The following is a 21,981-nucleotide window of genomic DNA, read 5'->3' on the forward strand; positions in this document are numbered from 1 at the left end:
CTTTCGAAATGGAAATCCACCGAGTACTATTTCAATTATTCCAAAGAAACGGCGTCTCGATTGAAAGAGAAGTAGAGGAGTTTGCCGCAGAGTTTCAAGTACAACAACCTCAAAAACTAACCAAAGCGTTTAAACAATCGGACAATTTGGTCGCGATTCCGATTCCTTCCGGAATTGCGTTTAAATACGTATTGATCCTTGGCACATACCTTGCAGACGACACCGCAATCGGCGTAAAAAAAGGAGACCCCGCACCGATTGTAGTTCGACTAAACGGGTCCGCACAAGACCATCCTCTTCCTCAAGGCTTTATGACCTGGAGCGGCGGACTTAATTCTCTAAGAGTCGCAACTACGTATGACACGAATCAAATACTCGTGGAAGTATATCTAGGATAATGAATGGCGTATTTCATTTCCTACTGAAAGGGATCGCAACCCAAGTTAGTTTCGGAAAAAAAGGACCGAGTTTAAAAGCGACACCTTCCGGATTTGAAGTACGTCTTCCGGACGACTCAGGACTTACGCACCTAAAAGTTGCAAGCCCGCTACAAGGAGACGACGCGGTAAATCTAGATTGGGTAAGAAACGAAGTACTCGCAAATTGGAATACACCCGTTCAAAACCTGGAGGAACTTCGTAGAATTCCAGTACAAGAAAGAAGGGACAAACAAATCAGGGAAGTTGAAGACGAACTTACCCTCTACCAATTCGATTCAGAGTCTTTTGCCAATGTTCCCGATCCAGTCGATCCTTTACGCACAATTCTTCCAAACGATTTAAACGTGCAAAGTCCCGGAAGATGGCTAAAAACGACAGCCCGTAATTCTCTTCATTCTCAACTCATCGGGTTATCTGCAAACGACCATCCACAGTACGAACTTAGGTCCGAAAAAAATTTACCCGGCGGATATCCGGGACTCAGTACGGATTCAAATAACCCGGGAATTGAAATCCTTTCCGAAGAAACGGTAAGTGTTTTGAAGTCGGATGCTTCTCAAAGTAGAGAATATCTTTTACCGGATATCTCGGGGACGCTCGCACTCGATAACGTATTTTTAGGAGCAACTGAGCTTTCAAACGGAAACAAGGGACTCGTTCCGGCACCACAAGTTTTAGACAGAGAAAAGTTTTTGTCGGGAGACGGAAGCTGGAGAACAAATTTCGGTTCTTTAAAGAACTCATCCGTTAAATCTTCCCCCTATACCGCCACCAAATACGAACGGGTTCTTTGCGACGTAACAAGCGGGGGGTTCCCTGTTTTTTTACCGCAAAATCCAAACGACAATATCGTAGTCGCAATATTAGACGTTTCTAATTTAGCAGGCACGAATCCGATCACACTCCTTCGAAACGGTGAAAAAATCGAAAACTTAGAAGAGGACTGGCAGCTTGATTTAGACGGAGGTTCGTTTGAACTTATCTACTCTTTAGAAAGAAGGAGTTGGTATTTTTTAGGAACACCCGCAACTTCCAATCTTGCTACGACAAACGGATTTTTAACTAACACTCCGACGTTTGAAGAAGTAAGCATCGCGCCTTCTGCAAGATCGGTTAAAGAATATATCGAAGCCCAAAATATAGCGATCTTTCAACTGATTTCACAAATAGGTGTTTTTCTTTTCGGAGGTAATTTTGCGCCTCAAGGAACGATGAAAAAGAACGCATTTTTCGAAGGAACGACAAACGGAAGCGGTCAATGTATTATCAACACCGGTCTTTCCAATTCCATCCTCGCCGTTTTTGCATGCGTTTCGGATAACGCGGGTAAATGGTATTTTCTTCCGCCTTCGGGAACTACAGCCGCCGGGTATTTCGACAATCAAGGATACGTTACAATTCAGTTTACGGGAAGCTCTACATTTTATAACCGGAATGTTCGTATCGTGGTTGAATACAAATGAAATCTTTTAAAAACGATTTTTTAAAGGACAATCAAATCCGTGAGTATGTGGATTCTAAAATTTTAAATGAGATTGTCGCAAGAAATACCGCTCTTTCCTTACTTCAAACCCAAATTTTAACAAAAATAAACTTTACCGAAAAAGGCGTGCCTTTAGGCGTTGCAACTCTTGGGTCCGACGGATTCCTTTTATCCAACCAAAGACCGCCGGTTCCATTATCCACAAATGTATTTGTCTTTAGACCGGGCGAGGTTTCTCCAAACGAAAATGTATATTCCACTTGGGTAACTTTTCGCTCCGCATTTGTCTCAAAAAAAGGTCTTAAATTTTTACAATTCGACGATTCCCTTCAAGGTATCTCAATCCCTCCGGAGAATATTGATTTTTCGGAATGTATTTTACTTTCTAGGTATAAAAAGCAAATTCCTACTGCTATTAACTTTGCCTCCGGATTTTTAGTGAGTGCGTGGCCGATAGATGTTCAAGGATTAAAACTAAACTTTTCTTCTCATTTTTTTGATAACGGAGGATCAACTTCACTTTCCCTTTCTGATTCCGTTCTCGAATATACCGGAACGGAAACAGGAATGGATTTTTTTTCGGGTTCTTTGTCGGTTTTTTTAAAAAACTCTAAAATAGTCGGAAACGGAAGAACCGTTTTTTCATTAGGAAACAGATCCATTCAGATATTTGGAATATCAGGATCTTGTAATGTTGAGGCCGGTTGTATTCAAGGGGGAGATAGCTCCACAATGACCATTACAAATTTAGGTTCGGTTTTAACCTCCGGCAATTCCTTTGTAGGCATTCAAGGATCGTTTCTTGGTACAAAATCCGAATCCGATCTCTCCCACGTATTCGAAAAAACATTAATTTCCAAGGGTCAACTTGTAACACGGGACTCTTCAGGAAATTTTATTTCGGTTTCCCCCGGACTTAATAATGAGATTCTAATCTTTGATTCAAACTCGCAAGGCGGATTTAAACCTGCGTCAATCGGTAGTCTTTTTTCTCTTCCAGGAATGAAGACATTATCCGATTTTGTTCGTCAATCTTCTCCTCTTACAAGTCTTCTTTCTGCGGGAAGTAAGACACTCGACTGTTCAGCCTCGAATCTGTTTCGAATCACCGGGGGAAACGCTACGATCACGTTTTCAAATATGACTGAAAACGAAGTTGTAAATGTCGTTCTGGAATCTACGGGTTCCTCGTATACAATTACCTGGTCTGGAGGAACGTTTCTTTGGGCGGGTGCGAGTATTCCGACACCGACCTTAGCTTCAGGAAGAAAAGACTTTTATTCTTTTATAAAAGTCGGAGGTTCTATTTATTCCTCCTGTATTTTGAATATGGGTTAAGCGAATGTTTTTACCGTTCGCCCATTTTCAAATACCAAAAACAAAACCGATCGTAGATTCGGGTTTTCCGGTAAGCGAGGCCAATTGGGCCGTATATGCTATGGCATTGAGTGGAAATAAAATATTTATTGCAGGTGCATTTACAAGTATAGGGGGAGTTTCAAGAAACAAAATCGCGGCGTTGGACTCAAACAGTGGAGAAATACTTCCTCTTTTTCAAGGACTACAAGGTGCAAACGGAACTGTAACCGCGATGATCGTTGTCGGAAGTATGCTCGTTATCGGAGGTAGTTTCACATCCGTAAACGGAGTGGCGCGTAACGGAATCGCCGCACTCGATCTTAGTAACGCAAACGTACTACCCTGGTATCCAAACGGTGGAATTGCAGGAGGTTCTTTGACGGTTAACGACTTTTGCGTTAAAAACAATTCACTTTACCTTTGCGGGAATTTTACAAGTATCGGAGGAGTTTCAAGAAACGGAATCGCGGCCCTTGATGTTACTACGGCCGGTGTTTTGTCTTGGTACCCAAACGGAGGAGTTTTAGGCGGTGAAGGTTACAGGCTTTTACTTTCTTCGGATACAAACAAGGTGTATATAGGGGGAAGTTTTACTCAAATCGGCGGGGTCGGTCGGGAAAAAATCGCGGCTTTTGACGCAAGTACTGGAAGCGTCATTGGCACTTGGGGACCCACAAGTCCACCCGCGGGAGCCGGGGCTTCCCCTCATGTAAAAGACATGGTACAAATCGGGAACACTCTTTTTATCGGAGGGGCATTTGGTGTAATTTCAGGTCAAGGACGGCTCGGATTTGCGGCGTTAAACGCAAATACGGGTACGTTACTCGACCTTTATCCCACAAACCTCGGCGGAGACGCGGTCAAACCTAATATTATGACTTTTGCAAGTAAAAATAACCAACTCCACTTTGCCGGTTTTTTTTCTTCGGTAGGCGGTGAAACTAGGCTTTCGATTGCCTGTTTGGATGCGGTTACAATGCAAGTTCTACCTTGGTATCCTCCGTCTGGAGTCGGGAATCTTACTTCCAAGGTATCCAAAGGTTTTTCCTTTTTAGACAATACTTGGTGGTTAAACGGTAATTTTCAAAGTATGGGTGGAATTACTTGTAACAATTTGGTAAAACTCAATCTCTAAAAAACAAGATCCGCATCCTTTTCTTCCTCTTCTTCAAAGTCAAATCCATCGTCGTTCTCTAAATCCTCCGAATATCCCGAATCGGAATATTCCGTTTCAGGATCTTTTGATTCGAGCTGTTGGTTTGATTGCTGCATCATTTGAAAATTCTGTTGAAAAATCGGATTTAAAATTACCGCTCCGGCCATTTTATATTCTTCCTCGCTGACACCGTAGAGATCGGCCAGGGTTTCCGCGATTGTAGGTTCATCTTGTGCAATTCGGATTTCGTCGATTAGTTTCCAGTTTGAAACCTCGTCTTTTAATTTGGAAAGTTTGTCTTTTTCATCTTCCGGATTTTTTCCTGTGAAATCGCATACGATTCCCGCGAAATCATCTTCTCTAAATTCCCGTATCCTGTTAAATGAGGCTTCGAAGTAGGTTAAAAGAGAAAGACTCGCTCGGTTCATCGAGAGTTTACTTTTTCCAACCTGATTGCCTTCCGAAAAAGTAGCCTGGGAACCGGTGAGTCTAAGCCCAAGTTCGGACTGATCCATTCCGTGGCCCATTAGTACGAAAGAAACGCACCATTGCATGAGTTCCTTGAAGAGCATATCGTTTGGAATATTAAGAGGAGTCCATCTTACTTCCCCGGCGGAAGTTCCGATGATGGGGATTCCGTGAGAGTCGTCAAGGCCCGAAACCATTTCCTGCCACTGTAGTTGTAACGACTCGATTACTTCTTGCGTAGCGTCTCCCTGAAAACTCATGAACCCTTGTGGGTGTAGTCTTGAAAAAGTATCCCGATTGAATTTAAGGGATCTGATTACTCCGATTAAATCCAAAATACACGCTTCGAGCGGTGAAAATCCGAATCCCCGAAGGGATACGTCCGAGATATGATTTTTGTGAAACCACAGAATTTCGTTTTCTGAGAAAGTTTCGACTACGTTGTCGTCTATAATCTGTACAAATGCGATACTTTTGTCGCTACGATAACCCTTGTTTCTGTCTACGGGAAAAATCGTTGCCGGATCTAGGTATCTGATTTCAATGAGTTTATTAAAAGAATTGTATATTAGAAAAAAGGCGATACTGTCGATCGTGAGAGTATCCCTTAGCATCATCTCAAAGACGGACCCTAGATGGTCTCTATTGGCCCAACCGGGGGTTAAATCCCCCATTTTTTCAAAAAACCTACCGCACGATTTCATCTTAGAAAGGATTTCTTCGTCCACTTCGTCGTCTTCGTTTTCAGTCCGAAACCAAAGTCCGGTTTTTTTACTAATTCGTGCAAACCGACTTAGTTCCTCGACTCTTACGGTGTGTATCGCCGATATGATCGATGTCGTGTAACTTGCGTTTCTTAGCTGGGTAAAAGGGATTCTCCAAGTGGGCCGAAGTTGTACGCCGTCTCTGATTTGATTTATTTGGTCGTAGGTATATACCGGATTTCTTCCCGCGAGTTTTTCCGAATTTATCTGATTAAAAAATGATTTTGCTAAAGTAAGTAGGTGTTGGTTTATTTTTTCAGGTTTTACTACGTTTTCGTTTGAGTTTACAAGCCTTTGTCGTTTGGCTAAATTTTTCTCGTAATCGTTTCCTCGAGGGCGGCCGTTTTTTAAATTCACAATCAAGAATTTAGTTTAAAACGTAAATATCGGAAGGAGGTTTTTCCGGGTTTTTCCGCCGGAAAAACCCCTTTTTACCAAGGTTTGTACTTTTAAAATTTAACTTAATTTTTCCGATATTTTCTTTCTTTGTTATCTTTTCTTTATGCCTAAAAAATCGATTACTCTTCAAGACTTTAGCCGTCTTGAATTTCAAAATCAGTTTACTCTACCGGGGAATGCGGTTTTAAATTCACCCGATCGGCTCTATTACGTTACCGGTATATACGCAAACGGCGCGTGGAAGATATTCGTCAAAGGAAATAACGCAGACGCAAATCTTCAAAACTACATAAGGTCTGGAAACGGAGACATTCAGTTTTTTCGTCCAATTTGTGCGTGTGAAGCTTCCTTTTCGGGTGTAACCGAAGTTTCCGGCTTTTGGACGGATAGCAGTCTTTCCTCCCACTAAAAGATTATGTTTAAAAACTCTAACTCCTTAGTAAAAAAGAAAGTGCTCGTCCACGGTAAAGCGGGCGACTACATGGCGTTTCGTAATACGAAGACGGGTAGTGATACCCTTACTCCCCGTGAAAAAAAAGTGGAACAAGCGCGTCATGAGAGAAATAAAATTTCCTATTCCAAAAACCTTTCCGAAAAAGAAAAAACCTTAATCGAGGAAATGACACAAAGACATTTACAATTCGAATCGGAAGCAAAAGAACAAAGAAAAACGTACGGAAGCGGTCCTAAGATTCCGAAACCCGGTATGATTATGCGTGTGTATGCAAAAGGAAAAGTGAATGTGGGTGGTATGCTTGCAAAAGTCAAAGAAATCGCACACGACGGCAAAACCGTAGTTTGCGAACTTACCTCCGGCAAAATCTACAGTTTAAGTTTAGAGCACTTAGAATTCGCTAAATCCAAACTCTTTTCCGATTAAACTTTTTTAATGTATATTAAAAAAATGAAATTTTTATTCATCAATTCTTGTATTCCAAAAAGTTTTCTTTGACTTACGGTTTTGGCGGGGACTTAAACAAACAGTCCGAAGACTATGAGTATCATGATCTTTCCGCCCGTATCTATCCGGAGCTTGAAAAAAAAGGAGAGATACTTCCCGGTTGGGGTACTCTTATTCATCCGGACGAGCTTCGTCGTATTATGTTCTACGGGAACGAACCACTTCTGACTACGAGAGGCTCTCAGTTAGAGGACTTCCAGTTAAAAAATTGGTGCGACCAAACCGTTCGCGCATTCGCTTCTGAAATCGATTGGGATATTTACCCTAGACTTTTTCGGTCCCGGCCACTTGTCGGTCAAAGCGGAAGATTTGATTTAGAACCTCGAACCGGAAGGATCGAAGATTATGCGGAGTGGGACGATAGCTATGACTACGACGTTTCTAAAAATTCGAACTTCTTTTTAAAACTAAGAAGAAAGAACCTTTGCTGTCTTCACAAGTGGGTCTTAACTCTTCCCTGGAGCGGGAATACGGTTTTAGATCTTACAAACCGCGCAACGATTCAATACAAAACCGGAATCTTGCGCGCGGTCTATTCTAGGATTCCTTTTGGTAATACCGGCATTTCTCAAATCGGAATTCAAGGCTACAGGGCTTTGGACCAAAATTCCACCAACTTACCCGGTGCCTATCAAGTCGATTACACGACCGGATACGACCACGCAACACGAGTTCCGAGTGAACTTAAAAGTCAAATTCTAAAGTATTTTTCGATATGTCTTTTATCTTCCTACGGAGAAGGAATCATCGGAGGGGTTGCCAATTATTCTACTTCCTTAGGCGTTATTTCGGAATCTATTGGAACTACAATGTCCGCTGAAAACGCATTTTTTGGAGCGCGAATCAAACAATTTACCAACGAACTAAACGAGTGGTGGAAAAAAAGTAAAATCCGTTATACCGGAATTTCTTTTGGAGCTTTGGGCTAATGGATGAGTTTTTTAATTTTAAATTTTTTGAAAATGAATTTCAACACATTGCAGGTTATATTGCGAGTTTTGTAATATTCTTAGGACAGTTTATTTTTTGGTTTTTAAAAAAAATCAAAGATATCCGTTCTTCTAACTCCAAACCTTTGTATACCGTTTCAAGTCCTTATTTTCATTTTTTCGGTGAAATTACTCGTCTTGATATTTTTTTAAAAAATAATTTGAGTGTGGCGGTAAGCGAGGTTTTATTTACGGATTTAGTTTCCCTCTACAAAAAAGCCAAAGATAGAAATCTGGAATCGATTAAAATCGAACTCGCTCATTTTTGTAATATCTCTCAAAGTGCGAGTCTCGCAATTCGTAATTTTGTGGACTACGTTGCGGCGTTTAACGGCATTCGAGTCGTTATTAAATTCCCGGCTAATTCAGACGACGCCGTTAATCTTTTTTTAGACCTAAAAAAACACCGGGCTCATTCGGATTCGGGTAGGATCGAACTGTATCTTAACGATTACTCTCTTTTTTCTGGAAAAAATAGAAATTTTTTCCGATAACCTTTTATTCTTTATTATCCAAGGTATGAAATACGAAACTTTCATACCTCTTCTAATCGAAAAAACTAAGTCTAAGTTCCTTTCCTTAGAAAAAAATAAAGGACCGAAACTTGATTTTGAATCCTCTCTTATCTTAATCGGAGTTCGAGGTATCAGCGTTTGTAATAACGAAGTATCCTTAAACGACAACGACTTTGATTCGTTTAACGACGTGCTTTTTAATATCTATCCCGGTGGTAAATCCTGGGGGAGTAGGGTTGTCACTCTCGATCCGGGAAAGGTTTCTAAAGAAACGCTTTTAAAATACGGCATCAAAAACGGTGAATCCAGAACCGAGGAAGGCGTCTATCTCGTTAAACTTGGGAACCATCGCGGTCACGTTGCAATCGTTCAAGGTTCTCCTTTTTATTTTCGTCGGGACGAAAATGGGGATCATATCTGGAACGAACTGGACCCGATTTATTTTGACTGTGTGGGTTTAAATATTCACGCTCAAGGAACTCTAAAAAATTACGTGGGAGTTTCCTCTCTTGGCTGTACGGTTACTAAAGCGACTTGGAAGGATTCGGAGTGGATAGAGCTTATTTCTGTTTTTAAAGGCGCGGAGCTTAGTGCAAAAAAGAAAAATCCAAACTTCCCGGGTTTTTGTTACGCGGTTCTAAATCAAGACTCTGTGAAAGATATTCTTTTAAGGTAAATCACTTTGCAAAAGAAAATTAAAGCAAAAGAAATCTTAAAACTCCATCCGGATTCGGTAGAAGCAAAAGGTCTGGAAGAAAGATTAGAAAAGTGCGTAGTCGTTGAAAAAAACTTTTTTCGTATCACGAACCAGGCGTTTTTTCTCGGTCTTTTCTTTTTGTTTATCGGACTCTATACCCTAAAATCCTTTCCGGAGGCTAAAATTTCGGAAGGGTTCGGGGGAGTGAGCGTCTGCGGCCTTTTTCTTACCTCCGGAATTATTCTAATGTCTTGGTTTAAAACCGGTGAAATTTTAAAAGCTGTTGGGGATTTTATCTCCAAGGCAAAAGGAGGAAGCGGGTAAACTCAATTAGATTTCTTTCATATTCTAAACATACGTCAAATGTAATCTTTTCTTAATTTTTTTAAAAAGGATTCATATTTTGAACAAACATATTTCTAATCTTAAAATCTATTTTTTTTCTCACAAGTCCTTTGTGATTTCTTTGGTGTTCATTCTTCTTTTACTCGTTACGTTTATCAAAGTAAACAACATTCAGATTCGTTTGTCCGATACCGACAGCGTTACTTCTGAAAATATAGCTCCCGTTGACTACTCCATTGACAGAAGCCGTTTTCTTTGTTACGCAAAAAAAACTCCTGTAGACGTTCAAAAAACTTGCGACGGTGCGTTTCCTAAAAACAAAGAGAAAGTAAAATGATGAAGCGTTTCGTTTTTCTTTTTTGTTTTTTTCTTACCTTTAACTGCGCTTCTATTCAAAATTCGACTCCTAACTCCTTGCCTTCAAGGTCTTCGGGTTGTTCCGAGTATGTCGGCTCTTCTTGGTTTTTGTGTTTGGAAAAACTTCATGCAAAGTGGGAAAAAATCGAATCTTCCAATGCTTCGATTACAATCCTTTCGGAGGCAAGGGAAGGGGAGTATATTCGTCGTAAAAAAAGAATCTGTTGGTCTCCGTTTTTTTGTCGGGATCTAGAGGAAAGAGTTTATTCCCCGTCCTTTTTTCAATCCCTAAAGAAGACTTTGTCTACGGTCCTAATTTCTGTGTGTATAGGTCTTTTGATCGGTATTTCTCTTTAATGTCTTATACACAACATTTGAATACGAAACTTTTTTACGACGATTGCTTTAACGTTCTTCCAAAGATTCCAGACAAATCGGTTGATCTGATTTTGTCGGATCTTCCGTATGGTACGACCGATTGTTTCTGGGATAAAATTCTTCCTTTAGATCTACTTTGGAAAGAATACGAAAGAATCATCAAAGACAACGGAGCTATTATTTTAACGTCTTGTCAGCCCTTGACGACTAGACTCATTTGCAGCAATCAAAAACTCTTTCGTTACGAACTCGTTTGGTACAAATCAAAACCCTCCGGTTTTTTAAACGCTAAAAAAATGCCAAACAAGTCGCACGAAAACATTTTAATTTTTTACAAAAGGCTTCCAACATACAACCCTCAAAAATTTAGGATTGATCCTAAATTTCAAAAAAAGGGAAAATCTTCTAAGGCAGGAATCAACGTTTTCAAAGTAAGTGGTCCGAAATCGGAGAATTATCAGTACTTAGATGAGGGTTTAAGGTATCCGGATTCCGTTCTTTGTTTTCCAAGTGAGTTCGCAAAAGGGATGCACCCGACTCAAAAGCCGGTTTCTCTTATGAAATTTCTAGTTCAATCCTACTCGAACGTCGGTGATTTGGTTCTTGATAACTGCATGGGGGCGGGAACGACCGGCGTTGCGTGTGTTGAGTCCGATCGCAATTTTATCGGCATCGAAAAAGAGAAAATTTATTTTGATCTTGCTAAAACTAGAATCTCGAACGCGAAGAAATTGAAATCGCAAAATCTATTCGTTTCTTAAGATTTAATAATGAAACGTCAGGTTAATCTTTCATGACCAATTTCCAAATCTTTGAACTGATCCTTATGTATACCGCGTTCTGGAGTCTTGTAGTCTGGGGACTTTGTGGGTTAGTTTTCGGGATTATCGCTTTATGTTTTTGGAGAGATTGATTTTTTGTTTTACTTGATCCAAGATTAAAGTCTGCTTTGTTTTTATCCGATTTTAATTGAATCGTTACTAGGCAAGTATTAAAGAGATTTAAACCTCCTCCCAAAGAACTTAGATTACATTATATTCCTGTAAAGGACACGGCCCTCCAAAGTGACTTACGTTCGAAGGACCGTGTTTATTTAGTTGTAGTTACTTACCCGCAATAATGCGGGTAAGTGTATAGTTAATTATAATATTCAAGATTGTTGTCGAGTATTTTTTGAATGTTATCTACCGAAATCCAATCGTATTTTCATCGGCATCGATCAAAATAATATCTATTTTGATCTTATTAAAACTAGAATCTCGAATACGAAGAAATTAAAATCGCAAGGTATCTTTGCCTGAGCGGATTTTAAAATGAAACGCTAGTTTAAACTTTCATGACCCATTTCCAGATCTTTCAATTGATTCTTTTGTACACCGCACTCTGGGGATTTTGTAGGTTAGCTTTCGGGGTTATCGCTTTTTTATTTTAAAAAAGTAGATTAGTATATTATTTTTTCGTTGTAGTAACTTTATCCTTATTCATTTTTGTACTCGGTTCAATGAATACTGAGATAAATGAAACTGTCGAGAAGTCCCTCTGGGATCAAATGAAGTCCTCCTTAAACGAACGAGTTGGAAGCCCATTTTACTTCTCTTTCACGATTTCCTTTTTAATGTGGAATTGGGATATCTTTTATATTCTGTTCTTTGAAAGTTATAGCTATGAAAAGTTTCGAATTTCACTTACTGATTATGATTTCACAATTTGGAAAGCTACCGGGACCGCATCGATTTATACTCTTATTTATACAATACCCAATTTGATTTCTGATAACGTTTCTTTTCGGTTCAAAATTTTTAATGAGAACAATAAAAATAAATATCAAGAAAAGAATCTATTTCTTGATTCGGTAACCGGTGACAAAATTAAACATTCATATCAAGATTCAATATCGAAGTTAAATAAAAAAATCGAACATTTGAACTCTGAATTAGATAAAATTCACGATTATTATCATAACTATATGACTTCATACTTTTTAAAGGACAACAATTTAACGGATGCAAAATTATCTCTAGAAATGTGTTGGAAAAATCAGTCTTATTCCTTAAACGATATAGGAAAATCAGTTGGCTTATTTAATATTAGTTCCAATGGAAAAGAATTAATACTAACCAATTCTCCAAATTTCAATACCAGTGGCGGACTTCATGAAAAAGGAATTATTCTCGCAGTATATGAGAAAGAAGTCCTAATTGCAAAAAAAGGTACTATACCGTTGGAATTTTTTAAGAATTCAATTTCTAATTACGAAGAATTATTAAACCAAGTTCAAAATACGACTTTCGGCATTGAAATTTATTTAAGAAATGATCCAGGAATGATGACTGCACATTTTAATATGTCTACAACTCGAAATGAACTCTCTCGAAAATATAATGGCGACTATACTTTAATTGGAACCGCTTTGAAAATCGGTGTAACTTTAAATTTTCAAGATAAATCAACTGTACCAATGTTGTTCTTTAAAAACTAATGTCTTTACTTGAATCGATTCAACAATTTCAAAATACCGAAATCCAAAACTTAAATCAATGGATTTTAAAAGAAGATTTCTATTTACCAAGTTTTTGGGTTTATTTGACTTCGCGTGTCTTTACTACTCGGACGTATAAAAATGGAACCCAGAATAAATGAGAATTAAATAATGTCTTAATGGATATAGATGCAAGGAAAATAGGAAGAAAAGGACAAGAGAAACTTCGACGTCTTGGAGTCCAACGAGTATTGGAAGGAGAATCGCCAAAAGCAGTATCGGAAAGTTTAAAGTTAGGAAGAAAAACAATCTTTGTATGGTTGAAAAAATACAAGGAAGATGGAGAAAAAGGCCTGATTCCCGGTAAGGCGAAAGGTAAAGCCCCTTTACTGAACGCCAAACAGAAACAAAGATTAAGTAGAATGATTGTCGGTAAAGATCCTCGACAATGGTCATTGAGCTCGGGTTTGTGGACTCGAAAATTGGTATCAGAACTGATTATGAAAGAGTTTGGAATTAAAATCGGTTTAACGGCGGTAGGTAATCTATTACATAGTTTGAATATAACCCCGCAAAAGCCGTTAAAAGTAGCCTACCAAAGAGATCCTCAAGCAGTCAAAGAATGGATGGAAGTAACGTATCCTTTGATCCGCAAAAATGCGAAGAAAACCGGGGCAGAGATCTATTTTACAGATGAAACGGGAATTCGCTCAGATTCTACGGTTGGAAGGACTTGGGGTCGAAAAGGAGATAAGGTCATTTTAAAAGATACTGGAGTTCGTAGTAAAGTAAATGCGATCTCGGCTGTGAATATTTCCGGTGCATTTTGGTATCAAACTTACACTGGAAAGTTTACGGGATCTAAGTTCGTAGAACTGTTAAAAGACTTCATGAAGTATAGAAAAAAGAAAGTCTTTCTCATTTTGGATGGCCACCCCACTCACAAGGCAAAAGAAGTGAAAGAATACTTAAAACTTCTCAATGGTAAATTAGAATTTTATTTTCTTCCTGGATATTCTCCTGACTTAAATCCAGATGAGTTTGTCTGGAATCATTTAAAGACAAATCTTCTACCTAAACGATTCTTGGGTTCCAATGATACTATTTTATATGTTGTTCAAGCATGTCTTCAATCTATTAAAGCTAATGCTAAACTCGTGCGTTCATTCTTTTTGTTTAAATCGGTATCCTATTTATACGACTGAGTAGTAAGTGGGTTAACTACACCTTGTTATAGCCCAATTTTGGGATCTTTTTTATTGACTCTTATTTAGTATTACTAATATTTGAATATATTATATTCTAATTAATATGATCTAAAACGCACTTACCGTAATCCCTGGGTTGAGAAAGAAGACTCTGGCGCCATTAGCCAAATCAGATTTAACGAATGGGATAAGGAAGATTCAAAAACGGATCAGGAGGTCAAGGAATCATGAAAAGCATTTCAGAGAATAAGAAATTAAAAATTAGCGCAAAGGTTCTAAAACTTATCAATACTTATAAGAGAATTTTTAATGAGAACGTATAGTATTTTTTAGGAACAAAAAAATACTATTCTAATCCAGAAAAGAGACAGGAAATCCTTGAAAAGGAACAGATGAAAGATGAATCAAATAGTTAATATATTTGTGACAGACGCAAAACATGAAAAATAAATAGAAAATCTTAATGAAGCAAGAGCAGTGAATACCGGCTCAACTCATAATTCATTAACTATTAATAACAAAGGATAACATATGAAACCACTTATATTCGATTACATGCGAGAGCAAACAAATGTGGAGTTTCCAGAATTAACTTACGACCGGAAGTCAGGATTAAATTTCATTAATGGAACTAAATTTGTAGATTTGTGCAATTCCAAAACTGTGTTGCAAACGAAAACATTTACGCAAAGAGAGTCTGATGATGAGGAGAAGCCTTATACTTCCAGTATTTCAAAGATGTTCTTGGTGACAAAAACAGATACAATAAGGGAAGTAGATGATGATATGAATTTTAATAATTTAACATATTTATTGACCAAAACCGAAGAAAACAAGGAACAGGATGAATAAGGTTCTCATTATAACAAATAAAGAGGACGTTACGGTAGACTTTGTTATCAATAAACTAATTCATCTTAATGCCAATTATTTAAGGTTAAATACTGAGGAACTCGGTTCTGAAATTTTTATAAAAATAGATCCAATAAAAGGGGAAGTTCTTATCAAGGAAAACTCCAAGAAAGAAGCCTTAGATTTATCCACATTTGATACTGTATATTATAGAAGGCCCAAGCTCCCTACAGGGCCGAACTCACTCACAAATGGTGAATTACATTTTTTCTCTCAGGAATTAAATGTTATATTGGAATATATTAATGTATTTTTAGATAACAAATTATGGCTGAACAAAATTTCAAACATACGTAAAGCCGAGAATAAAATTAATCAGTTGTCAGTAGCAAAAAATATTGGCTTTACTATCCCTATCTCCCTAATAACAAACTTGCCGAAAGAAGCTAACGCATTCATTAATTATACTGAAAGATCGATTTTAAAACCACTTAAAGTGGGCCTCATAGAAGAAGAACAATTATCCTCAAAGATTGTTTATACCAATGAAGTAAATCAGTATTTTCGAGATAATATTGATCGTGTCGGGTTGTTGCCTGTTTATCTTCAGGAAAAAATTGAAAAACAATTCGATATTAGAGTAACAATTGTTGGAAATAAGATTTTCGCAGCGCAAATAGATTCGCAGTCCGACGAAACATCAAAAACAGACTGGCGAGCATCAAGAAACATCCTCCCACATCAACGAATACAACTCCCAGCAAAAATCGAAAGATATTGTTTAGAATTAATGAAACATTTTGAATTAAATTTTGCTGCAATTGATTTAGTCTTAGACAAAAATGATAATTACATATTCCTAGAAATAAATCCAAATGGTCAATGGGCTTGGATTGAAAAAATATTGGAATATCCGATAAGCGATTCAATAGCAAGGTTTCTCATCAGCGGCATTGTATGAAAAAATTCTTATCGAAGATAATTAATATTTTCTGGCCTTTTTTAGAAGGAGAGGTTAGCAATTACAATAATTTTCTTAAAATAGAAAACATGAAATCCAAGCTTATTGATGAAAAAGATATTGATAGATGTATAAAAATGTATGAGTTCCAAAGAGATCGAATAAAAACAATTGAATCTAAATCTATAGTATTTATTGGGTTTTTTGGAAGTATCGTGGCCCTATTAGGAATTACATTAAAAGAGATCATACTTAATAAAGATAAAGACTTACTTGAATATGGTCTGATGCTATTAGTTAGTATATTTATAATTTATACTTCTACAGTGATTCGCTATGCAATTAAAGCTTTAGAGAGAAAAGCATATTATAGTATTGACGAAAAAGATATTTTTGAAAGTAGAAATATTGATAAGGCTATAGCAATAATCAATAAAATTAAGCGCAACTATGATGCCATAAATACAAAAGTAGATTCAATGACTTTAGCTCAAGAATTTGCAAAAAGAATATTATATTTATTAATATTCTTGGCTTTGATGAGCGGTACATATAGTATAATGAACTTATTAGAACCTCTAAACTTATTTTATATTTGTTTCGCTCACTATTTAAGCTAGTTTAAGTATGTTTAAATAATTCGACGTTAAACGACTAAATTAAAATTTATCTGAGCCAATTCATTGAGGATCAGACTTTTTCTTACAAATATAGATTCACTCTGCATATAGAAAAACCTCTACCGGCTTCTTAAACAATTTAGAAAGCTGTTTTGCTAAATCTTTTGAAATTGGCCTTTTTCCTAATTCCATAGCAGAAAGATTTTGTCTCGGGATACCGCCCAATTTATCTCCAAGTTCCGAAAGGCTCAATCCTGCTTTTTTTCTATAATATTTCAATTTTGATCCAGGCTGAAGAAACTCCTCATTCTCTTTGAAAAATTCAGTATCCTTCCAAGGAATCGATTCCTCAGACTTATCAATATGAAGTTTTTTACCAAATTCCTTTTTAAGAGCTTTCAGAAAGGTAGAAGAAATTTCACCTTTAATCGTAACTTCAGTACGGGGCGTTTTCACGACTGCCTGCATAATATACCTCGATTAATAATGAATTCTTTTCATTTCTCCAGCATGCGACCCAGCTATAAGATAGATGACAATGATATTCATTTTTACTTAATTTACTATAATTAGGCCACTCGGCTTGAACCGGACCTTCTTTCTCTAATTCTTCCAATAATAAAACTAAATCTTGTCTTGCACTCTTTGGCATTTGGCGAGCTTTCTTTGCCGCTGATTTTGTTAGCTCCACATGGAAGGCCACTATTCAACTGTAATCAAATATGATTACAGAGTCAAACTTTTTACTGCAATACTTCGACCGGATACGAAATGAAATTTAACAACTTGTAAAATAGAACGATAGGGATAGATTGACTCGTTTGTTTTTGATTTAAAAATTTAATCAAATGTTTACTTAACTTCCGATAATGGTAAATATGTCCCATAAATGAACATTTGTTCATTTTTTATAAAAATTAGGAAATAATTTACTTCTTATTTTGTTTTTCTCCTCTTTCCTTTAAAAGTTTATTGATTTTAAATATCTCTTCTTTTTTTCCAACCGATATTAACTTTTCGTGAATCTGGCTGGTATGTCTTTCGTTGGATCTGATTTGTTCATTCATTTTGTCCCACTCATGATTCAGTTTTATTAATGTTCTTTTCAATCGATTTACTTCAGTTTCTTTTTGGGATTTGGTCATTTGAGTGTATCGTTTTCGAAATTCCCTTACTATTTCTTTTAAGGGTTTGTGTGTTGTTTCTTCCTGTTCCTGTTTTTTTTCAGGTTTCGGTTCTTGAGGTTGAAGCTCTTTTCGTAGTTCGGCTACATACCGAGTCGCGGTCCCTAAAGGTATTTTCTCCTTTTCTGAAACCTTTTTAGCTAGGTCTTTGTGTTCTTCTTTCGAGCTCTGAGGAGTTATATTCGGTTTCTCTTCTTTTGGAATACTTTGTTTTTTATCTTCATTTTGTTTGTTTTGGAATAATACGTTTTCCGGCTTTAAATCTTTTTTTAATTTCTCCGATTTTTCAAGGATCAAACCTTCAGAGTGAAGGTTTGATTTTTCTTTTTTTGTATTTTTAAACGACTTTCTGTCTCCACCCCGATTTTCTTTTTCCAATTCCGTTTTGTAAAGCCTACGGATTCTTTGTTTTATTCGTGCTTTTCTTTGTTCTGGTGTCAAGTGTCTTCGAAACAAATTGTCGGATTCCATTATATCGTATTCTTCTTCGTCGGTAAGGGGTTTTAAATAATATCGTGCTGGGATTTTTGCGAACTTTTTTCTTACCTCCTTGTCTTCGTGAGTTTGTAACTCTAATGCGATGTTATATCGATTTTCACCCGTTACAATGATTCCGCCTTTTTTTACGGTAAGTGGGTCTAAAAACCCGTTTGCAATGATATTCTGTTTTAGGTTATTATATTCTTCTTTTGTTAAGGGGTCAAAATCGTTTTTCGGATTCGGTTTTAATCGTTTGGGACTTACAAATTTTACGATCGGATCTAAAGAATCTATTTTTAAAGGTAGTGTAAGAGATATTTTCTTTTTAATCTTTTTCTTAGCTGAAAACCCTTTGTTTGATTTTTTCTTTTTTAATTTATTCTTAGTAGAAGTGGTTTTCTTTTTTGATATAGGGGCTTTTGAAACCTTCTTTTTTATTTTCTTCTTCATTTTAAGTTTATCAGAACGTTTCATTGATGTGTTCATCTAAAAGCAATGCGTTTAACGGCGGCTCTTCTACTTCATCTCCTGTTTTACTTCTTACCCAACTTATTAAATTTGCGATTACGTTGAAATCTCTTTGTTTTAGTTCGTTACTTGGTCCGTATCCCCAAGCAAGGCTATATTCTAGTAGTTCTAAGAAAGTTTGTTTAGAAAGTCCTATTTTTATATTTTATAGATTTTCAATCAGATCAATCGGCGCATCGTCATTTTCCAGGATATTAGGTTGTATTGTCCGTAGATATAGAATCGTTTACGGGATTTTAGTGCGTATATTGTCGCTCACTTTTGTTCAAAACCTTGGCTTAATGTTTTTATTTAAGTTGATTGGTAGTACAAGTCAAATTTTTCACCCGAAGGCAAAACCACTTGTTTCCCTTTTTGAAGTTATGTTAATTTATTTTCTACTACCGAAGCCGGTGGCAAACTCGCAATTTTTTCCAATAACTCAATCACTTCGGATTCTTCATAATAGCGAATCACGCAATCCTCATCCGGATCTACAAAGATACCTTTTGCAAATTCTCCCGTTTGGGTTATCCACAATCCTATTTCGTAATAGTCGAAATTAGGATTGTTTCCTAATTCCTTTTTTGTGTCTTCAGAATATTTTATTAAAGACGCTGTATATCCGTTTATAAATGCCAAGTGAATTCTAATAATCAATTCATCCGAAATATCTTTTATATTCAAAATCTGATCTTTCAGATCTTGCTTGAGATTTTGCAAAAGTAACTCAGTCATATCTCTTAATTTTACTTTTTATATTTTTTAAGATCAAGTAAATTTTCTTACATTAAATATTTAGAATTGAATATCATTTTTCGACGTTATAACGATTTGTGATAATGGTATCACGGATTATTTTATTGATTAAAATCATTTCTTACTTGGTGATATTTTTTAAAAAAGGATTTTTTAGGATGAACTTGAATAATATTTTTACTTGGAATATCTGATTTAACAAATCCCTCTAAATCACTAGTATGAAACTTTTTATTTATGGAGTGTGCATAATTGCTTACAAGAGTTTTCCCAAATCCATATTCTTGAAATATCGTTAATTCTGAAACTTCAATTAATGCCTCAATAACCACAGGCTTTCCAATACTTTTACACAGTTTTGTAATTTTACGATCTTCTTTAAACCAAAAATAAACCGCTTCCCCGCCATAATATTTTAAGAAATCTTCGGAGTCTTCTCCTACAAAGTTGCGATTTAAACAAAACCATAAGGTTCCTTCTCTTCCTTCAGAATTGTTTTCGCGAAAATAATCTAACTTTTCTTTAAAGTAAACAATGTCTTCTTTAGAAATTCTGAGTTCATCTTTTAAATATTGAATAAACTCAGAATGATGTTGACGCATGTTCAGAATTCTTAGACCAGTTTTATGGTAAGGCTTAGTATGAATCTCTTTTGTACAATGGAACCCGACTATTCCATTATTGTTACAATATTTTTCTACATCCTCGAAAATATCGACTATACAACGATCTCGTTTAATGTTTTCGATCCATAAATTATTCATTAATAGATCAATAACTTTCCTTTGATTCAGTTGATCTATTATGTTTTTTGGATACGTTTTTGAATCATCGAGTATTATCATATATAAATTAAAAAAGTTTTTCGCATCGATGTCTACCATATTAGGCTTTTGACTTTGAATCCGCAATCATTTACTGAACTGCTTCTTATGCGAACGTACCAAAGGATGGAGGAGACCGAGCGGAAACCCCGTGGTGTTCAGATACGCTGCGAAGCTCCCTTAGTTATATCACTGAAAATACAACGGAAGAAACTAAATTAAATAACTATTATCAAACTTATCTTTCAGTCGTTGCAATATGACCGGTTGATTACTCAATAAATTAGCAGTAAATATTTTAAGTGGAATCTCGTAATCAGGAAATAAAATTTTATCCGCTAAATACACTGGATAAGGAATCAAATGACCAAGTATTCTTCCTTCAATTTGATAGTTGTTTTCTGTGTCTAAAACTACAACGACCACAGGCGCGTTAAAATTTTTAATAGAAATCGACTTCCTTGCTAACTCATTCGCTCTAAGAGGCAGAGGTTTATCGTTTTCTATTTTTTGAAATAAAAAATTCCCATCATCAGTAAGCTTATATGACAAATAATGGAGGCCGCACCATTCCGAAACCAATTGATAACTCTTCGTGTTAGTTTCCGCTTTAAACAAAGTGTTTCGCAAAACTGAATAGTCTTCCTCCGATATTCCATATAACCTAATCTTTTCAACGATTCCGTCGGCAATATGCTCGTTCCCATTACCAGATTTTCTTTTTGCATACCAAATGTATCTGCAATTATTGCAGAAAAATTGTCTTCTACCTTCAACTAAGTTCTCATTTATCGACCCTAATTCGCAGTTCGGACAAGTCATTTTGACTCCTTTAATGTATGATATATTTAAAGATGATCTCACTAATGACGCCTAACGAAGTAGGTTTGCCGACGTCGCCAACCCGAAGGGGGACCGACACGACATCTTTCTATAAATTCACCTTATTACTATTTTATCAAGTGAAACCGTTGTTAGCCGCCGCTTCTATATATTCCAACCAACGAGTCGCCTCGCAAACTTTTGCATTATACCTTTCTAACTCTTCTTGTTTGATTGCCGTTTCTGATTTCGGTTTTGTTAATAATTTTTCCAATTTTGGAAGAACATCCAAATTCACTTCCCAACATTTCTTATCCGATTCCCAAATCGCATTATAATTTTTTTCAGTCGGGTGGATAATTGCGGATCGTAGGAAAATTTTAATTCGGCGGTTTTTCCTACGATTTTTGTAGTTATCGGCCCTATAGTAATTCCGTCATATTGTTTTGTTAGATTTTCTATTTTGTTTTTAAGTCGATTTTTATCTGCGTCATTTTGTTTTTTAACGGTTTTGGAAAGTTCCGGATTATATTGATTTAAAATTTCATGATATAACGCTTCGTATTCTTCGTTCTCATTGCGTAATCCAGTGATATATTGGTTATATAATCTTGAATAGAGGCTATTCGATTTATTGTTTTCCAACTCAGGATATACTTCGAATATCTTAGAATTAATCCTTTCCTTTGCAATTTTATCAAAATCAGCATTTTCGTTATACAAAACGGCAAATCGACTTAATTTCGGTTTCATTTCTTACTCCGGATATTGCTATTTTAGACGGTAGTATTTAAACATAGTGTTGACTATAGTCAACACTTAATATATGAATACCTATTATTTTTTGTATTTTTATATTCCAATTTACCTCTCTATTTTAGTATATTTCATCGATAATCGAGGATTTAACATTGAGCAACCATCCTTCTAAAAAGATTCATTTCAAATCAATTGCCGAATTGGAAAATACATTG

The 21,981-nt window shown here is 36.4% G+C and carries 26 protein-coding genes; 18 read left to right on the forward strand and 8 right to left on the reverse strand.

Annotated features, from left to right (window positions below):
• The first annotated feature begins 8 nt into the window (after positions 1-8).
• The 4 genes from LEP1GSC194_RS08530 to LEP1GSC194_RS08545 are packed head-to-tail and all read left to right on the forward strand — an operon-like array spanning position 9 to position 4,417.
• On the forward strand, positions 9-398 hold the full coding sequence (locus LEP1GSC194_RS08530; RefSeq protein ID WP_020773282.1) for a hypothetical protein: 390 nt from the start codon (positions 9-11) through the stop codon (positions 396-398).
• On the forward strand, positions 398-1,903 hold the full coding sequence (locus tag LEP1GSC194_RS08535) for a hypothetical protein (protein ID WP_020773300.1): 1,506 nt from the start codon (positions 398-400) through the stop codon (positions 1,901-1,903). Before LEP1GSC194_RS08530 ends, LEP1GSC194_RS08535 begins: the two co-directional genes overlap by 1 nt.
• Positions 1,900-3,261, forward strand: coding sequence for a hypothetical protein (locus LEP1GSC194_RS08540; RefSeq protein ID WP_020773262.1), 1,362 nt, complete (start codon positions 1,900-1,902; stop codon positions 3,259-3,261). The genes LEP1GSC194_RS08535 and LEP1GSC194_RS08540 overlap by 4 nt, the downstream gene beginning before the upstream one ends.
• Positions 3,262-3,265: 4 nt before the next feature.
• The gene (locus LEP1GSC194_RS08545) at positions 3,266-4,417 is read left to right on the forward strand and encodes a hypothetical protein (protein WP_020773327.1); all 1,152 of its coding nucleotides are present in this window, start codon (positions 3,266-3,268) and stop codon (positions 4,415-4,417) included.
• Here LEP1GSC194_RS08545 and LEP1GSC194_RS08550 read toward each other — a convergent pair.
• The gene (locus LEP1GSC194_RS08550; RefSeq protein ID WP_036041878.1) at positions 4,414-6,027 is read right to left on the reverse strand and encodes a phage portal protein; all 1,614 of its coding nucleotides are present in this window, start codon (positions 6,025-6,027) and stop codon (positions 4,414-4,416) included. The genes LEP1GSC194_RS08545 and LEP1GSC194_RS08550 overlap by 4 nt on opposite strands.
• A gap of 145 nt (positions 6,028-6,172) precedes the next feature.
• On the opposite strand from LEP1GSC194_RS08550, the gene LEP1GSC194_RS08555 reads away from it, so the two are divergent.
• The 14 genes from LEP1GSC194_RS08555 to LEP1GSC194_RS08625 all read left to right on the forward strand — a co-directional run bounded on the left by LEP1GSC194_RS08555 (position 6,173) and on the right by LEP1GSC194_RS08625 (position 16,431).
• On the forward strand, positions 6,173-6,478 hold the full coding sequence (locus LEP1GSC194_RS08555) for a hypothetical protein (RefSeq protein WP_020773191.1): 306 nt from the start codon (positions 6,173-6,175) through the stop codon (positions 6,476-6,478).
• 6 nt (positions 6,479-6,484) lie between these two features.
• Positions 6,485-6,949, forward strand: coding sequence for a hypothetical protein (locus tag LEP1GSC194_RS08560; protein ID WP_020773265.1), 465 nt, complete (start codon positions 6,485-6,487; stop codon positions 6,947-6,949).
• Between the two features lie 68 nt (positions 6,950-7,017).
• Positions 7,018-7,959 carry a hypothetical protein gene (locus tag LEP1GSC194_RS08565; protein WP_036041880.1) on the forward strand — a complete coding sequence of 314 codons (942 nt, stop codon included), beginning with the start codon at positions 7,018-7,020 and terminating at the stop codon, positions 7,957-7,959.
• A complete protein-coding gene (locus LEP1GSC194_RS08570) occupies positions 7,959-8,513 on the forward strand; it encodes a hypothetical protein (protein WP_020773225.1) in 555 nt (184 codons plus the stop codon). The genes LEP1GSC194_RS08565 and LEP1GSC194_RS08570 overlap by 1 nt, the downstream gene beginning before the upstream one ends.
• A 25-nt stretch (positions 8,514-8,538) precedes the next feature.
• Entirely contained in the window at positions 8,539-9,210 is a 672-nt protein-coding gene (locus tag LEP1GSC194_RS08575) for a hypothetical protein (protein ID WP_020773277.1), read from the forward strand.
• A 6-nt stretch (positions 9,211-9,216) separates the two neighbouring features.
• Entirely contained in the window at positions 9,217-9,555 is a 339-nt protein-coding gene (locus LEP1GSC194_RS08580) for a hypothetical protein (RefSeq protein WP_020773350.1), read from the forward strand.
• A 79-nt stretch (positions 9,556-9,634) separates the two neighbouring features.
• A complete protein-coding gene (locus LEP1GSC194_RS08585; RefSeq protein ID WP_020773271.1) occupies positions 9,635-9,913 on the forward strand; it encodes a hypothetical protein in 279 nt (92 codons plus the stop codon).
• Complete coding sequence (locus LEP1GSC194_RS22965) at positions 9,913-10,290, forward strand: hypothetical protein (protein ID WP_020773198.1); 378 nt, start codon at positions 9,913-9,915, stop codon at positions 10,288-10,290. The genes LEP1GSC194_RS08585 and LEP1GSC194_RS22965 overlap by 1 nt, the downstream gene beginning before the upstream one ends.
• Complete coding sequence (locus LEP1GSC194_RS08595) at positions 10,290-11,072, forward strand: DNA-methyltransferase (RefSeq protein ID WP_020773278.1); 783 nt, start codon at positions 10,290-10,292, stop codon at positions 11,070-11,072. The genes LEP1GSC194_RS22965 and LEP1GSC194_RS08595 overlap by 1 nt, the downstream gene beginning before the upstream one ends.
• A gap of 1,001 nt (positions 11,073-12,073) precedes the next feature.
• A complete protein-coding gene (locus tag LEP1GSC194_RS08605; protein WP_232424454.1) occupies positions 12,074-12,790 on the forward strand; it encodes a hypothetical protein in 717 nt (238 codons plus the stop codon).
• A gap of 179 nt (positions 12,791-12,969) precedes the next feature.
• Positions 12,970-13,995: an IS630 family transposase gene (locus LEP1GSC194_RS08610; protein WP_017809893.1), complete on the forward strand. Its 1,026-nt coding sequence runs from the start codon at positions 12,970-12,972 to the stop codon at positions 13,993-13,995.
• Between the two features lie 534 nt (positions 13,996-14,529).
• The gene (locus LEP1GSC194_RS08615; protein ID WP_036041826.1) at positions 14,530-14,850 is read left to right on the forward strand and encodes a hypothetical protein; all 321 of its coding nucleotides are present in this window, start codon (positions 14,530-14,532) and stop codon (positions 14,848-14,850) included.
• Entirely contained in the window at positions 14,843-15,811 is a 969-nt protein-coding gene (locus LEP1GSC194_RS08620) for an MvdC/MvdD family ATP grasp protein (RefSeq protein ID WP_020773332.1), read from the forward strand. The genes LEP1GSC194_RS08615 and LEP1GSC194_RS08620 overlap by 8 nt, the downstream gene beginning before the upstream one ends.
• Positions 15,808-16,431, forward strand: a complete 624-nt coding sequence (locus tag LEP1GSC194_RS08625; RefSeq protein ID WP_020773233.1) for a hypothetical protein — start codon at positions 15,808-15,810, stop codon at positions 16,429-16,431. Before LEP1GSC194_RS08620 ends, LEP1GSC194_RS08625 begins: the two co-directional genes overlap by 4 nt.
• Before the next feature lie 96 nt (positions 16,432-16,527).
• On the opposite strand, the gene LEP1GSC194_RS08630 is transcribed toward LEP1GSC194_RS08625, so the two are convergent.
• From LEP1GSC194_RS08630 to LEP1GSC194_RS08655, 7 genes are all read right to left on the reverse strand, one after another.
• Positions 16,528-16,899, reverse strand: a complete 372-nt coding sequence (locus LEP1GSC194_RS08630) for a helix-turn-helix transcriptional regulator (RefSeq protein ID WP_020773297.1) — start codon at positions 16,897-16,899, stop codon at positions 16,528-16,530.
• Positions 16,900-17,360: 461 nt separating this feature from the next.
• Positions 17,361-18,569, reverse strand: a complete 1,209-nt coding sequence (locus tag LEP1GSC194_RS08635) for a ParB N-terminal domain-containing protein (RefSeq protein WP_020773214.1) — start codon at positions 18,567-18,569, stop codon at positions 17,361-17,363.
• A gap of 414 nt (positions 18,570-18,983) precedes the next feature.
• Complete coding sequence (locus tag LEP1GSC194_RS08640) at positions 18,984-19,340, reverse strand: hypothetical protein (protein WP_036041828.1); 357 nt, start codon at positions 19,338-19,340, stop codon at positions 18,984-18,986.
• A gap of 122 nt (positions 19,341-19,462) precedes the next feature.
• Entirely contained in the window at positions 19,463-20,245 is a 783-nt protein-coding gene (locus LEP1GSC194_RS08645) for a hypothetical protein (protein ID WP_020773305.1), read from the reverse strand.
• 153 nt (positions 20,246-20,398) lie between these two features.
• On the reverse strand, positions 20,399-21,007 hold the full coding sequence (locus LEP1GSC194_RS08650) for a hypothetical protein (protein ID WP_020773219.1): 609 nt from the start codon (positions 21,005-21,007) through the stop codon (positions 20,399-20,401).
• Positions 21,008-21,143: 136 nt separating this feature from the next.
• A complete protein-coding gene (locus LEP1GSC194_RS22240) occupies positions 21,144-21,299 on the reverse strand; it encodes a hypothetical protein (protein ID WP_020773240.1) in 156 nt (51 codons plus the stop codon).
• Positions 21,300-21,301: 2 nt separating this feature from the next.
• Positions 21,302-21,760: a hypothetical protein gene (locus LEP1GSC194_RS08655; protein ID WP_020773337.1), complete on the reverse strand. Its 459-nt coding sequence runs from the start codon at positions 21,758-21,760 to the stop codon at positions 21,302-21,304.
• Between the last annotated feature and the right edge of the window lie 221 nt (positions 21,761-21,981).

Source organism: Leptospira alstonii serovar Sichuan str. 79601, assembly GCF_000347175.1.
GTDB classification, from domain to species: domain Bacteria; phylum Spirochaetota; class Leptospiria; order Leptospirales; family Leptospiraceae; genus Leptospira; species Leptospira alstonii.